Below are 13,516 nucleotides of genomic sequence, written 5' to 3' on the forward strand. Positions count from 1 at the left end.
GGGAACCGGAGTGTGCGACTACGGGGGTGCCGTGCTTGCCGGTTCGTCGGCTGCGGCGTCGTGGGGGCTGGCCGCGCGGTTCCCCGCGCCCCTGCGAAGAGGGTGCTCTCCAGCTGTCACCCTAGAAGAGTGCGCTGTACGCGTTCAGTGCCGGCTGGCCGCCCAGGTGGGCGTAGAGCACCGTGGAGTCCCGGTCGATCTCCCCCCGTTCGACCAGGTCGATCATCCCGGCCATCGACTTGCCCTCGTAGACGGGGTCCGTCACCATCCCCTCCGTCCGGGCCGCCAGACGCATCGCCTCCAGGGTCGTCTCGTCGGGGACGCCGTAGACGCCCGCGTGATAGCGCTCGTCGAGTTCGACATCCGCCTCGGTCAACTCACGCTTCACTCCTATGAGTTGTCCGGTGTGGTGGGCGATCCGGGCGATCTGTTCACGGGTGGTGGCGGGCTTGGCGGAGGCGTCGATGCCCAGTACCCGGCGTGGCCGGCCGCCCGCCTCCTCCAGGGCGGCGAAGCCGGCGACCATGCCGGCCTGGGTGGATCCGGTGACCGAGCAGACGATCACCGTGTCGAAGAAGACACCCGACTCCCGTTCCTGTGCGGCGACCTCGTACGCCCATCCGGCGAAGCCGAGCCCGCCGAGCGGGTGGTCGGAGGCGCCGGCCGGGATGGCGTACGGCTTGCCGCCCGACTCCTCGACCTCCCGCAGCGCCTGCTCCCAGCTCTCCTTGAAGCCGATCCCGAACCCGGCCCGTACGAGCCGTACGTCGGCCCCGGCGAGGCGACTGAGGAGGATGTTGCCGACCTTGTCGTAGACGGAGTCGGGCCAGTCCACCCAACTCTCCTGGATCAGCACGCACTTGAGGCCGGCGCGGGCGGCGACGGCGGCGACCTGGCGGGTGTGGTTGGACTGCACCCCGCCGATCGAGACGAGCGTGTCGCAGCCCTGCGCGAGCGCGTCGGCGACCAGGTACTCCAGCTTGCGGGTCTTGTTGCCGCCGTACGCGACACCGGAGTTGCAGTCCTCACGCTTCGCCCAGAGGGAGGCGCCGCCGAGGCGGGCGGTCAGGCGCTCCAGGGGGTGGACGGGTGAGGGACCGAAGAGCAGGGGGTAACGGTCGTACGAGGAAAGGGACATGGGTCCTCCCGGGTCAGTCGTCGTCGGCCAGGTCCTGGTCCACCAGGTCGGCGAGGCTGCGCCAGATCTCCGCCGTGACGCCGACCGCGGTGTCCGTGTCACCGGACGCGCAGGCCGCGATGAGCCGCTCGTGCAGTCCGGCCGAACGGCAGTTGCCGCCCTCCCCGAAGCGACGGCGCTCCAGTCGGCGGATCAGCGGGGTGTAGCGCGCGACGGTGGCGGCGGCGGCGCGGTTGCCGCTGACGCGCACCAGTACGTCGTGCACCTCGTCGTCGGCCCGCAGCGCGAGGTCCACCTCGCCGGCGGTGACGGCGGCGGAGAAGCGCTCGTTGGCGGTGCGCATGACGTCCAGGTCCGCGGTGGTGAGCCGGGGCACGGCGGCCCTGGTCACCAGCTCGTGCATGGCGCCGACCACGGCGGCCGCGTCCCGTACGTCGGCGGCGACGACCGGGGTCACCCGGGTGTAGCTCTGCGGCTTGCTCTCCAGCAGCCCCTCGTCCACGAGCCGTGCGAACGCCTCGCGCACCGGCGCCCGGGACAGTCCCAGCCGCTCGGCGAGATCGGCGTCCCGCACCACCGCGCCGGGCTCGAGGTCCCCGGCGACGATGGCGTCCCGGATCGCTGCGTAGGCCCGGTCCCTGAGCAGGGTCCGGCCGACGGGTCGTATCGCCTCCACGAACTGAAATGTTAGATGTCAGTCAGCGACGCGGCAAGACGCGGCGGACCGGAACAGCGGAGTGGCCCGCACTCCCCACGTGGTGCGGGCCACTCCCGTTCGAGGTGTTCCGCCTCAGGCCGCCCAGGGCCAGTCGGCGTTCCGGGCGGCCTCCAGCAGCGGCACCATCCGGAAGGCCGCGTCGGACAGACCGCCGAAGGTGTGCCTGTTCCCCGTGCCCGACGGGCCGTGGCCCGCCCGGTACCCGGCGAGGTTCCACGTGTAGACCGGCACGTCGGCGGGGACCTGCTCGGTCGGGTCGCCGTGGTGGCTGGGCGCGTACTGCTCGTCGGTGACGATCAGCACCCGGTCGTGCCTGCGGTAGTGCCGGCGCACGGCCTCGGTGGTGTCCGTGCCGCCGAGGTCCCCGAAGCGCTCCAGGATCCTCAGCACCGACTCGCCCTTACGGAAGACGACCTCGCGGCTGTCGGAGCCGAACTGCACGAGGTCGGCGTCCGCCGCCCGCAGCGCGAGCGCCGTACCGAAGATCGCCGCCGCGTCGGCCCGGGTGAGCTGCGAGCGGTCGGACAGCCGCGACCAGAACATCGATCCCGAGCGGTCGACGAGCACCAGCGTGCGGCCCGGCAGCCGGGGCACGTTGGCCAGCGAGTGGCCGAGCGCCTGCTCCAGCGGGTACGCCCAGCGCAGCGAGGGCGCGTGCTGGTACGCGGCGAGGTAGCGGAAGGGGAACTGCCGCGAACGCGCGACCTGAGCCGGGTCGCTGATCCGCGCGGCGACCTGGGCCGCGACCTCGTCGGACACACCGGCCTCGTCGAAGTTGCGCAGGTTCCGTACCAGCGCCATGGCGCCCATGGACGGAATCACGGCCTCCCAGGCGTCCTTGTCCATCGGCCCCTGGAGCCAGCCCGCCAGCGCCTCCCACGTCATACCGGCCGCCGCCAGCCGCTCGGCGCCGTCCGCCGACGTGACGACCTCCCGGCGCTCCTCGACCGGCAGCGCCATCAGCTCGCGGTGTGCGGTGAGGACGGTGCTCGACGCGGGCGGCTGCGCGGTGTCCGGGTTGTGCCGGCGGTCGAGGGCGTACCGGAAGAGCTCGCCCTGCCACGGCTTGTCCGGGTCCGGGGCCGCGTGCACCAGGTTGAGGATGTCGCCGAAGCGGTAGCCCCTGGACGCGGTGTCGTACTTCAGCAGCGACTTGCCGCTGTACAGACGCCGTACGGCGTCCGCGACACCGCGCTTGACGGGCTTGGGGACGTTACGGCCATGCAGCGCCGTCCAGTACGCGAGCAGCTCGCCGGGCTCGTCCGGCCGCTGGAGCACCGAGGCGACGACCTGCCGGTTCGACGGGCCGTCGGTGGCGCCGGCGTCCAGGCGGGCCTTGACGTACTCGGCGGCGCCCACGACGGAGGCCGTACGGAGGTTGCCCTCGCCGCGCAGCCAGCCGAGCAGGCCGGCCGTCCACTGCGGGTCGGTCACGGCGAGTTCGCGCACGAGCCGCGCGAAGCGGTCGTCGCGGTCGGCGCCGGTCTCGTAGAAGGTCTGCTGGGACACGAAGTTGGAGACGGCGAGCAGGAAGAGCTCGGAGCGCGCGTCGCGCTCACGGCCGCGGCCGCCCTCGTAGGTGCGCAGCACGCGCCCCGTCGAGGTGACCCGCGAGGTCCCACGCGCCTTGGCGGCGCGCGTGTTGAATCGCGCCATGGTGAATTCCCCCCGAATTCGTTCGTGTTTCGGAGGAAGGCGCAGCAGAAGATGGGTGCCCGAGATCAGAAGTCGGCGACGGACTTTAGCCTGGTGCTCTACCAAATTGAGCTACACCGACCCGAGGTCGATGACGGGATTCGAACCCGCAACCGCCAGATCCAATGAAGTAACCGTTGCCTGCGCACCGGGCACCCACCATGAGCTGCGCCTCCCGAGATCAAGTCGGCGGCGGCAAGGGATTCTCTTGCAAAGAAGTAGCCGCTGCCATCGCACCGGGAGGTGCGTGACGTTGTGATCTCACTGTAGGAGGCGCAGCTCCGGCCGGGCGAACGAATTAATTCCCGGTGCAGGCGGGTTTCAGCGCCGCTGGCGCTTCCAGGGTCCGGTGATGGCGAGCATGATTCCGGGCGACTGGATGTTGGCGTAGAGGGTGCGGCCGTCGCAGGAGAAGGTGACGCCGGTGAACTCGCTGTACTCCGGCTCCTCCGCGGTGCCGATGTTCAGTTCGTTGCGGGCGATCGGGTAGGTGCGGCCGCTGTCGGTGGCCCCGAACAGGTGCTGGATCCCCTCGCCGTCCTCGGCGATGACGAGGCCGCCGTACGGGGAGACGGTGATGTTGTCGGGGCCGTCGAAGGCGCCGTCCTTGGAGGGATCGGGGTTGACGCCGATCAGGACCTTCAGGGTCAGGGTGCGGCGCTTGGGGTCGTAGAACCAGACCGAGCCGTCGTGCGGCTGGCCGGGGCTCTCGGCGCGGGCGTAGGAGGAGACGATGTACACGCCGCCGTCGCCCCACCACATGCCTTCGAGCTTGCGGGCGCGGGTGACCTGTCCGGTGGTGAACTGCTTGCGCACGGAGGTCGTGCGCGCGTCACGGTCGGGCACGTCGACCCAGTCCACGCCGTACACCGTGCCGATCTTCGTGGCGCGGGAGAGGTCGTCGACGAACTTGCCACCGGAGTCGAAGCACTTGAACGCCTGCAGCTTGCCCGCGTCGTCGGCGAGGGTGCGCAGCTTGCCGCGGCCGTGGTGGAAGTGCTCGGGCGGGGTCCAGCGGAAGAGCAGGCCGTTGGGGTTGGAGGCGTCCTCGGTGAGGAAGGCGTGGCCGCGCTTGGGGTCGATGACGACGGCCTCGTGGGCGTAGCGGCCGAACGCCTTGATGGGCTTGGGGTTCTTGTTGGCGCGGTGGTCGGCGGGGTCGACCTCGAAGACGTAGCCGTGGTCCTTGGTCATGCCGTTGGCGCCGGCCTTGTCCTCGGTCTCCTCGCAGGTGAGCCAGGTGTCCCAAGGGGTGCTGCCGCCCGCGCAGTTGGTGGCGGTGCCCGCGATGCCGACCCACTCGGCCACGCGCCCGTCGGGGCGAACCTCGACGACGGTGCAGCCGCCGGAGGCGGCCGGGTCGTAGACGAGACCCTCGGTCAGCGGCACCGGGTACGGCCACTGGGCGCGAGGGCCGCCGAGCTCGTGGTTGTTGACCAGGAGGGTGGTGCCGCGCGGCCCGTCGAAGGCGGCCGTGCCGTCGTGGTTGGAGGGGGTGAACTCACCCGACTCCAGCTTGGTCTTCCCGCTGTAGGTGATGACGCGGTACTTGAAGCCGGCGGGCAGCGCGAGGAGGCCCTTGGGGTCCGGGACGAGCGGTCCGTAGCCGACCCCGCCACCGTGGGCGTCCGCGGACTCCTCGCTCGCGATCTCGGACTCGGTGGAGGCGAGCGCGTTCGGCGCGGTGGCGAGGACGCCTGCGCTGCCTGCCAGCGCGACACCGGTGACCGCGGATGTTCTGGCGAAGTCCCTGCGGGTGAGCGACATGGTGTCTCCTGTGACAGAGGGGTGCCGTGGAGGGTGGCGGACTGCGCGACGCCGCCACAATTCCGCGCACGCCTTAACACCAGTTGAACTACGCGCTAAGGCGCGCGGGACTCTGCCGATATGCGGCTCCGCCGCGCGGGCGCGACAAGACTCATCGCCCCGCACCCCGCGACCGGTGTCAACCCCCCTGCTGCGACCGGGCCTTGAAGGCGGCCTTGCGCGCCTCCTTGGCGACCTTCTTGTCCGGATGCAGCCGCCCCATCGCCTCCAGCACGTCCGCGGTCGCCGGATGGTCCACCCGCCAGGCCGCCGCGAAGAACCCGCTGTGCTGGGCGGCCAGGCCCTCCACCAGTGCCTGGAGCTCCTCGGAGTTCCCCTCGGCCGCGAGCTGCGCGGCCACCGTGTCGACGGTCAGCCAGAACACCAGGTCCTGGGAGGGCGCGGGCACGTCCGTGAACCCGGCCTCGGTCAGCCACACCCGTGCCAGCCCGCCCAGTTCCGGATCGTCGAGGACCTCCCGCAGCGCCGGCTCGGCCTCCGGGCCCACCAGCGACAGCGCCTGCTGGCAGCGCAGCCGCCGCAGCGACGCCCCGGCGTCCGCGCCGCGTGCCGCCGCCAGCAACTCCCGTGCCGCGGCGAGGGATTCACGCCGGGCCAGCCACTGCTCGGTCTCGGTCCGCGCGGCGGTCTGCGGGAACAGGGCCGTCCCGTCGAGCAGCGCGTCGGCGCCCTTGTCCGCGAGGTCGCCGACCGCGGGCGCCTCGAACCCTGCCTCCAGCAGCCGCGCCCGCATCCCGTACAGCCCGAGCGGGGTCAGCCGCACCATGCCGTAGCGCGAGACGTCGGTGTCGTCGACGCCGCCCGGCAGTTCCTCGGCGGTTTCGGCGTCCGCCATCAGCGCCTCGTCGACGGGCTGGTACTCGACCAGGCCGACCGGGTCCAGCAGCCGGAACTGGTCGTCCAGGCGCATCATCGCGTCGGAGACCTGCTCCAGTACGTCGTTGGTGGGCTCGCCCATGTCGCTGGGCACGATCATCGACGCGGCGAGGGCCGGCAGCGGCACGGGCCCCTCGCCCGGACCGTCCTCACTGATCGTCAGCAGATACAGGTTGCCGAGCACGCCGTCCAGGAACTCCGCCTCGGCCTCCGGGTCCCAGTCCAGCCGGGAGAGGTCGACCTCGCCGCCCTCGTCCATGGCGTCGACCAGGTCGTCGAGGTCGGGCACGCTCGCGTCGGCGAGCACCGTCTCCAGCGCGCCGAGCCAGACGGCGAGCACGTCATGGGGCGCACCGCCGGTCAGCAGCGCCAGGTCCGCGCCGGCCGCGACGGTGCCCTTCTCCTCGTCGACGATCTCGACCAGGCCGGTGTCGACGGCGACCCGCCAGGCCTCGCTCGCGTACGCGGCGGCGTCGTCCCCGCTCAGTCCGAGTTCCTCGACGGCGGCCGGCACCTGCTCGTCGACCAGGCCGCCCCCGGCGTCGATGCGGGTGTCGGGCCCGGCCCAGCGGGCCAGCCGTGCGGCGCGGGCGAGCAACGGCGTGGACAGCGCGTCCCGCGCCAGCTCCGCTTCGGGGTGCAGCCGTACCGGCGGCAGGGGGGCGCTGTCTGACATCGGATGGTTCTCCCAGTCGCTTGCACGGCCGTACGCGGCACGGCTCATCAGCCGCTGCACACCGCGGCTCGGTTGCTCAGCCTAGACGGATTTCGACCCATGCCGCCCGGTTCATCTCGCTGTCGGCCGGTGTACATGGCCGAAACCTTGACAAGTGGCGTGACCACGCAGGAGATTACGCGCGTAGAAGTTTGGCGGACATCTGTTCACTGTATTTTCTACGCGCGTTGCCGCCCCACCGGCCGCGACCGACCGGTCCCCTGCACCACCCCGCGTTTTCACCTCGTCCCGGCACCCACGTATGTCCCCGGAGGGATCCCGTTGCCGAGCAAGAAGTCCGCGCGTCTCGCCGCGCTCACCGTCGCCGCCGTCTGTTCCGCGGCGTCCACCGTCGTCATCACCGCGCCGGCGCACGCCGACTCCCTGCGCATCCATGACGTCCAGGGCAGTACCCGAATATCCCCGTACGCCGGCAAGCAGGTCACGGACGTGGCCGGAATCGTCACCGGCGTACGCACCTACGGGTCGTCCAGAGGCTTCTGGATCCAGGACCCGACCCCGGACGACAACCCGGCCACCAGCGAGGGCGTCTTCGTCTTCACCAGCTCCACCCCGAAGGTCGCCGTCGGCGACTCGGTCCTGGTCTCGGGCACGGTCTCGGAGTACGTCCCGGGCGGCGCCTCCTCCGGCAACCAGGCGCTGACCGAGATCACCAAGCCGGTGATCACCGTCGTCTCCAGCGGCAACGCCGTCCCCGCCGCCAAGGTGATCGACGCGAAGTCGGTCCCGGCCGCGTACACCCCGGAGGGCGACACCGCCGCGGGCGGCTCCGTCAACGGCCTGACCCTGGAGCCGGAGAAGTACGCCCTGGACTACTACGAGTCCCTGGAGGGCGAGAACGTCCAGGTCGCCGATACCCGCGTGGTCGGCGCCACCGACCCGTACACCGAGCTGTGGGTCACGGTGAAGCCGTGGGAGAACCGCAACCGCCGCGGCGGCACGGTCTACGGCACCTACGACTCCCAGAACACCGGCCGGCTCCAGATCCAGTCCCTGGGCAAGACCGCCGACTTCCCCACCGCGAACGTCGGTGACGTCCTTCAGGGCGCCACCTCGGGCCCGCTTGACTACAACCAGTTCGGTGGCTACACCCTGGTCGCCAACCAGCTCGGCACGCTGAAGAGCGCCGGGCTGCAGAAGGAGACCACGCAGAAGCAGTCGCGCGGCGAGCTCGCGGTCGCCACGTACAACGTGGAGAACCTGGACCCGTCCGACGCCACGTTCGCCGAGCACGCGTCCGCGATCGTGAACCACCTGCAGTCGCCCGACATCGTGTCCCTGGAGGAGATCCAGGACAACAACGGCGCGACGAACGACGGCACGGTCGCCGCCGACCAGACGATGACCAAGCTGACCGACGCGATCGTCGCCGCGGGCGGCCCGAAGTACGACTGGCGCTCGATCGACCCGGTGAACAACGCCGACGGCGGCGAGCCGGGCGGCAACATCCGTCAGGTGTTCCTGTTCAACCCGGAGCGGGTCTCCTTCACCGACCGCGCGGGCGGCGACGCCACGACCGCCGCCGGTGTGACGAAGGTGCGCGGCAAGGCCGCCCTGACTCTCTCCCCCGGCCGGATCGACCCGGCGAACGCGGCCTTCGGCAACAGCCGCAAGCCGCTGGCCGGCGAGTTCGTCTTCCGCGGCAAGACCGTCTTCGTGATCGCCAACCACCTCAACTCCAAGGGTGGCGACCAGGGTCTGACCGCGCAGTACCAGCCGCCGAGCCGCAGCTCCGAGGTCCAGCGCCACGCGCAGGCCACGGCGATCCACTCGTTCGTCAAGGACATCCTCGACACGCAGAAGAACGCGGACGTCATCGCCCTCGGCGACATCAACGACTTCGAGTTCTCCGACACCGTGAAGATCCTCGAGGGCGACGGCGAGCTGTGGTCGGCGATCAAGTCGCTGCCGAAGAGCGAGCGTTACTCCTACGTCTACCAGGGCAACGCCCAGACGCTGGACCAGATCCTCGTCAGCCCGTCGATCCGGCGCGGCTGCGACTTCGAGTACGACAGCGTGCACATCAACTCGGAGTTCAACGACCAGATCAGCGACCACGACCCGCAGGTGCTGCGCTTCCGCCCGTAACCTCCGGCGTCGCTCAGGGCTGGCTGAACACGCCGTTCAGCCAGCCCTTCCACATCTCCTCGTCCGCCGCGGCGTCGGCGCCGGGCGCGAAGTCGTGCACCGACATGCCGACCATGTAGCCCCAGTGGTTGCGGCCGAAGAAACGGATGAGAGCGTCGTCCGTGCGCAGCCCGAGGAAGTAGGGGTTGCGGAAGTCGACGACGGCGTCCAGCAGCTGCCCCTTCGGACCGCGCACCTGCACGCTCGCGCCCTCTTCGGTGTCGTCGGCGAGGCCGAGCGCGCGGCCCACGGTGACGAACGCGTCGGGCGCCTTGGACGCCTCGGGTCCGTCGAAGGTGGCGAAGGCGGTGACCGGGCGGCCCCGGAAGCGGGTGAGGTACTGGCGCAGGGTGTGCAGATAGAACTCGGTGTGCCGGTTGGCGCCGTCGTACTGGTTGTCCCAGTCGTCGACGAAGATGCCGCTGTGCACGTACCGCACCCAGGCACGGCGGCCCTCGTCGCGGGGCTCGATGGTGTAGTCGAGCTGGTTGAGGGTCTGCTCGGAGATGCCCTCGACGTCCTCGACGCGGTTGGTGTAGTGGTGCGGCGGGTCCCAGGCGGTCACCTCGGAGCCGAAGGGGCCCTTGCCGCCGACGCGCGGCTCGGGTGCCTCCATCGGCCACAGCCAGCCTCCGGTGCCGGCGGTGACGGCTTCCCACACCTCCTGCGGTGTGGCATCGACCTCGAACTCGCCGACGATCTCGAATTCCTTGGACATGGTGGGCTCCTGGGTATTACGGGTTGAGTTCCTGGTTTTCCGTCGTCTCCGAGGCGGCCGACGGGGGTTTGACCGTGGGGTGGACGGCGACGACGATCCGGTGATCGCGGCCGCTCTCGGCGCCGGGGGCGTCGTACTTGCGGATCAGCGCGCTCACTCCGGCCGTCAACTCCTCGATGAACGCCGCTCGTTCGGCGGCCGAAGCGAAGCGGACCTCGCCGTCCAGCGCGTACGTCGCCAGCCGCTTGCGGGCCTTGGCCGCGCCGGTGATCAGCGACCCGACGTCCCGCACGAGGCGGGCGCCGAGCGCGAGCAGCCAGCGGGCCGAGAGCTGGTCGCGGAAGCGGTCCGGGTCCGGCTGCACCGAGGCGAGCGCGAGCGGTGAGATCACGTACGACGCGGCGGTCGCCCGCATCAGCCGCTCGGTGACGTTGCCCTTGCGGCGCTCACCGGCCAGCTCGACCAGGCCGTGCCGCTCCAGGGCCTTGAGGTGGTAGTTCACCTTCTGCCTGGGCAGCCCGACCTTGCCGGCCAGCATGGCGGCCGACGCGGGGCCGGCCGCCAGTTCGGCGAGCAGCCGGGCCCTTATGGGGTCCAGGGAGACGGCTGCGGCCTCGGGGTCCTCGATCACGGTGACGTCCAGCATGCATCCACGGTCTCACCGAAAAGTTTTTTTGTCCAGGAGGTTGAAGTTTTCGGTGGAGGGGTTCGCTCAGGGACTGGTTCAGTCGGGGATCAGCCCGAGGGCGTAGTCGTACCGGCTGACCGTGCTGCTCTTCAGCCCCGGCCAGGTCTGCACCCGCTTCCACTGCTCCCGCGCCGAGCCGATCCCGTCGCCCGGGGCGGCGAGGGCGTCGATGTGGGCCTGGGCGCTCTCCCACTCGGCGTAGTTGAGGACCCGGCTGCCGTCGGTGCCGAGGTGGAAGTGACCAGAGATGCCGCCGGGGTGGGGGTCGGGCTCGGACTCCAGCGCCTCGATGACGGCGTCCACCCAGGCGCGGCGGCTGTCGGCGGCGGATTCCTCGAACTCGATCTCGACGATCACGATGCAGCCCGGAACACGGGTGTCGTCCGGGCGGCGGACGCTGCGGTAGTGGCGGTACCGGTCGAGCCGGAGCCGCTCGATGCCCGGCACGGCGGTGTCGATCTCGTCGACGCGCTCCTGCCGGTGCGTCTTCACGAAGGCCTCGTAGGCCTGCTCGCTGCGCCACTGCGAGTGATGGAGGAGGGTGGAGGCGTCCTCGCCGGTGTAGACGTAGTAGCCGAGCAGCCCGTCGGAGGGCCAGGGCCGGCGCTCCCAGGTGGCGCCGATCGCCTCGACGGTCTGCCGCTGACGCAGCGGGGTGCCCACGCTCCAGGTACTGAAGAAGGGGGCACCGGCCTCGGGGCGGGTGAGGTCGGGGTGGGCGTCGGTGCGGCGGGTCATGGCGGCCTCCAGGGCTCGGCGGTCGATGCGTGCACGCGGTCGATGCGCACACGTGGTCGATGCGTGCATCGATCACCTTTCGACCTCAAGCGGACTTGAGGTCAAGTGGGCCGAACGGGAGGCGGGTTGGGAGAGTGCACGGGGCCGGCCGGCGGGTCGACACGGCGGTGCGGATCGGTGGCCCTGCGGCGGCTCTTGTGCTGAGCGGAGCGGAGTAGTGGTCCTACGGCGTGCCGGCGATCTCGGAGCAGTACCCCTGCCGCGGCCGCCGCACATCGGGATGTGGGCGCAGGGCCGTGCCGCGGCCGCCACACACAGCGGTGCGGGAGTGGTGGCCCTGCCGCGTGCCACCGCTCCCGCACCACGTCCCCCGGCCCCCCCCCCACGTCCCGCGACCCCGTCGGGCCGGCGTCCCAACCGGACCCGGCGGGGTCGCTGTCTCAGCGGCGTCCGCCGCGCCGGCGCCGCAGCACCGAGGCCGCGACCAGCGCTCCGACCGCCGCGCCGGCCAGCAGCACCGGCCGGGGGTGCCGCAGGCCGGCCTGGACGACCATGCGGACGGGGCGCGGTGCGCCGTGCTCCACCGTGTGGCCCGCCTCGGTCGCCTTGTCCTGGACCGTGTGACCGGCCCTGGTCGCCTTGTCCTGGACCGTGTGGCCGGCCTTGGTCGCCTTGTCCTGGACGACGTGCCCCGCACGGGTCGCGCGGTCCTGCATCACGTGCCCGGCCTGGGCGGCGCTGCTGCGCAGTTGCACGGTCATCGCGCCCGCCTTGTCCTTCAGGTCGGCGGCGCGGGCCATGGCGCGTCCCTTCAGGTCCGCCTTCTCCATCAACTCGGCCACGGTGTCGCCGAGTTCTCCGCGCGTCCGCTCGATCTGGTCACGCAGTTCCTCGGCCCCGTCGGCGGCTTTCGCGGCCGTGCCGCTTACGTCCCCCGAAGTCCTGTCCGTCATCGGTGCGCCCTTCCCTTGATCTCCTCGACATCCGTCCTGACGCTGCCGAGAGCCTCCTCCGGCGTGGGAGGCGCGGCCCGGCGCAACTGCGCGCGGCCCGTCGCCGCCAGCACAGCCGCGATCGCGAACAGCACCCCGGTCACGATGAGCGCGGCGGCCCACAGGGACAGCGTCAGCGAGAGGGCGGCGGTGGCGGCGCCGGCCAGGAAGAGCAGCCCGGCGTACGCGACGGCGCCCGCCGCACCCAGCAGGCCGCCGCCACGACCGGCCCGCCGGCCCTTCTCGGCCAGCTCCTCCTTGGCGAGGGCGACTTCCTGTCGTACGAGTCGGGAGAGCTGTTCGCCTGCCTGTGCGACGAGTTCGCCCACGGAGTGGTGCTCCTCGCGCACCGGTTCGGGGGCCATGGTCCCGGTCACGGTGTTCCGCCTCCTCTCGGTTCGGAACTGCCGGGTACCCGGTCCCGCCCTCGCTATCCCTCCCGTCCGCCACCCGGTCCGCGCTCGCCCAACCGGGCCAGCTGGGCCTGGAACCAGTCGAGGCGGGCCTGCAACAGCGCCGCCTCCGCGGTGAGTTCGGGCACGCCGAGTTCCCCGGGCGTCCCGAGGTCGCCGGGCGCCACGGACACCGTCTTGCCCGCCACCACCCGCAGCCCCTCCCCCGCCAGCCGGGCGAACCCCACGAGCGAGACGGAGGTGCGGCCGCGCAGACAGCCCCCGCAGGACGGGGCGAGCGCCCGCCAGCCGGGGCGGCCCCAGCCGGTGTCGGCCAGGGCCGTGGCGACGGTGCCGCAGGCGCACGGGCCGACCGTGACGGTGCGCACCCGTTGCCGGGCGTACCGGAAGCCGCGTTCGAAGCGGATGTAGCGGCTGAGCACGGTCACTTCGAGCAGTACGGCCGCCCGGTGTTCGGCCGTGCACAGCAGGGCCTCGGCCGTGGTGCGGTCGTGCACGCAGTGGAAGCCGCAGTCGCAGCGGCGGCTGGGCGCCCGGTGCCGCAGGCCGTAGACGCAGGACGCGTCGGCCAGGACCCCGTACGGCAGCGCGCCGCCCAGCGACACACCGGTGAACCCGGCCCGGGTGCCGTCCTGGGACAGCATCGGGTGGGCGATCTTGTATCCGGTCGGCGGCTCCGCCGGGTGTTCCTCCGGCAGCCGCAGCCTCATCGGACGGCCGGGACCTCTTCGGAGTCGGACGCGGGCGTCTCGATGTCCTTGATCCTGTCGGCGAGTTCGATGTCGTCGTCGTGGGTCTGCGGCCGCTCTTCAGCGACGCCGGTGGCGAGTGCCTTGCCGAGCTTCATGAC

Annotated in this window: 13 protein-coding genes; 1 reads left to right on the plus strand and 12 read right to left on the minus strand. The window is 71.5% G+C overall.

The annotated features are described in order from the left end of the window. Positions 1-121 precede the first annotated feature (121 nt). The 5 genes from ACGFW6_RS33915 to ACGFW6_RS33935 all read right to left on the minus strand — a co-directional run bounded on the left by ACGFW6_RS33915 (position 122) and on the right by ACGFW6_RS33935 (position 6,930). A complete protein-coding gene (locus ACGFW6_RS33915) occupies positions 122-1,138 on the minus strand; it encodes a 1-aminocyclopropane-1-carboxylate deaminase (protein WP_393518676.1) in 1,017 nt (338 codons plus the stop codon). Between the two features lie 13 nt (positions 1,139-1,151). After that, entirely contained in the window at positions 1,152-1,814 is a 663-nt protein-coding gene (locus ACGFW6_RS33920) for a GntR family transcriptional regulator (protein ID WP_393518678.1), read from the minus strand. Positions 1,815-1,928: 114 nt separating this feature from the next. After that, on the minus strand, positions 1,929-3,512 hold the full coding sequence (locus ACGFW6_RS33925; protein WP_393518680.1) for a TROVE domain-containing protein: 1,584 nt from the start codon (positions 3,510-3,512) through the stop codon (positions 1,929-1,931). A gap of 360 nt (positions 3,513-3,872) precedes the next feature. Then, positions 3,873-5,318 carry an alkaline phosphatase PhoX gene (locus ACGFW6_RS33930; RefSeq protein WP_393518682.1) on the minus strand — a complete coding sequence of 482 codons (1,446 nt, stop codon included), beginning with the start codon at positions 5,316-5,318 and terminating at the stop codon, positions 3,873-3,875. Between the two features lie 178 nt (positions 5,319-5,496). Continuing rightward, positions 5,497-6,930 (minus strand): hypothetical protein, encoded by a 1,434-nt coding sequence (locus ACGFW6_RS33935; RefSeq protein WP_393518684.1) that lies wholly within the window; start codon positions 6,928-6,930, stop codon positions 5,497-5,499. A 321-nt stretch (positions 6,931-7,251) separates the two neighbouring features. Here ACGFW6_RS33935 and ACGFW6_RS33940 point away from each other — a divergent pair, with 321 nt between their 5' ends. After that, a complete protein-coding gene (locus tag ACGFW6_RS33940; protein ID WP_393518686.1) occupies positions 7,252-9,078 on the plus strand; it encodes an endonuclease/exonuclease/phosphatase family protein in 1,827 nt (608 codons plus the stop codon). Between the two features lie 13 nt (positions 9,079-9,091). Here ACGFW6_RS33940 and ACGFW6_RS33945 read toward each other — a convergent pair whose 3' ends face one another. The 7 genes from ACGFW6_RS33945 to ACGFW6_RS33975 form a co-directional block, all read right to left on the minus strand. Next, complete coding sequence (locus ACGFW6_RS33945) at positions 9,092-9,835, minus strand: SRPBCC domain-containing protein (protein WP_393518689.1); 744 nt, start codon at positions 9,833-9,835, stop codon at positions 9,092-9,094. 16 nt (positions 9,836-9,851) lie between these two features. Next, positions 9,852-10,481 (minus strand): ArsR/SmtB family transcription factor, encoded by a 630-nt coding sequence (locus tag ACGFW6_RS33950; RefSeq protein ID WP_393518692.1) that lies wholly within the window; start codon positions 10,479-10,481, stop codon positions 9,852-9,854. A gap of 78 nt (positions 10,482-10,559) precedes the next feature. Beyond that, a complete protein-coding gene (locus ACGFW6_RS33955; RefSeq protein WP_393518695.1) occupies positions 10,560-11,261 on the minus strand; it encodes an antibiotic biosynthesis monooxygenase in 702 nt (233 codons plus the stop codon). 440 nt (positions 11,262-11,701) lie between these two features. Continuing rightward, positions 11,702-12,214, minus strand: coding sequence for a DUF3618 domain-containing protein (locus ACGFW6_RS33960; RefSeq protein ID WP_393518698.1), 513 nt, complete (start codon positions 12,212-12,214; stop codon positions 11,702-11,704). Next, the gene (locus ACGFW6_RS33965; protein ID WP_393518701.1) at positions 12,211-12,630 is read right to left on the minus strand and encodes a phage holin family protein; all 420 of its coding nucleotides are present in this window, start codon (positions 12,628-12,630) and stop codon (positions 12,211-12,213) included. The genes ACGFW6_RS33960 and ACGFW6_RS33965 overlap by 4 nt, the downstream gene beginning before the upstream one ends. 53 nt (positions 12,631-12,683) lie before the next feature. Continuing rightward, a complete protein-coding gene (locus tag ACGFW6_RS33970) occupies positions 12,684-13,376 on the minus strand; it encodes a hypothetical protein (protein ID WP_393518704.1) in 693 nt (230 codons plus the stop codon). Beyond that, a complete protein-coding gene (locus ACGFW6_RS33975) occupies positions 13,373-13,513 on the minus strand; it encodes a hypothetical protein (protein ID WP_393518707.1) in 141 nt (46 codons plus the stop codon). The genes ACGFW6_RS33970 and ACGFW6_RS33975 overlap by 4 nt, the downstream gene beginning before the upstream one ends. Positions 13,514-13,516: the final 3 nt, after the last annotated feature.

The organism is Streptomyces sp. Y7 (genome assembly GCF_043195415.1).
Lineage (GTDB): Bacteria > Actinomycetota > Actinomycetes > Streptomycetales > Streptomycetaceae > Streptomyces.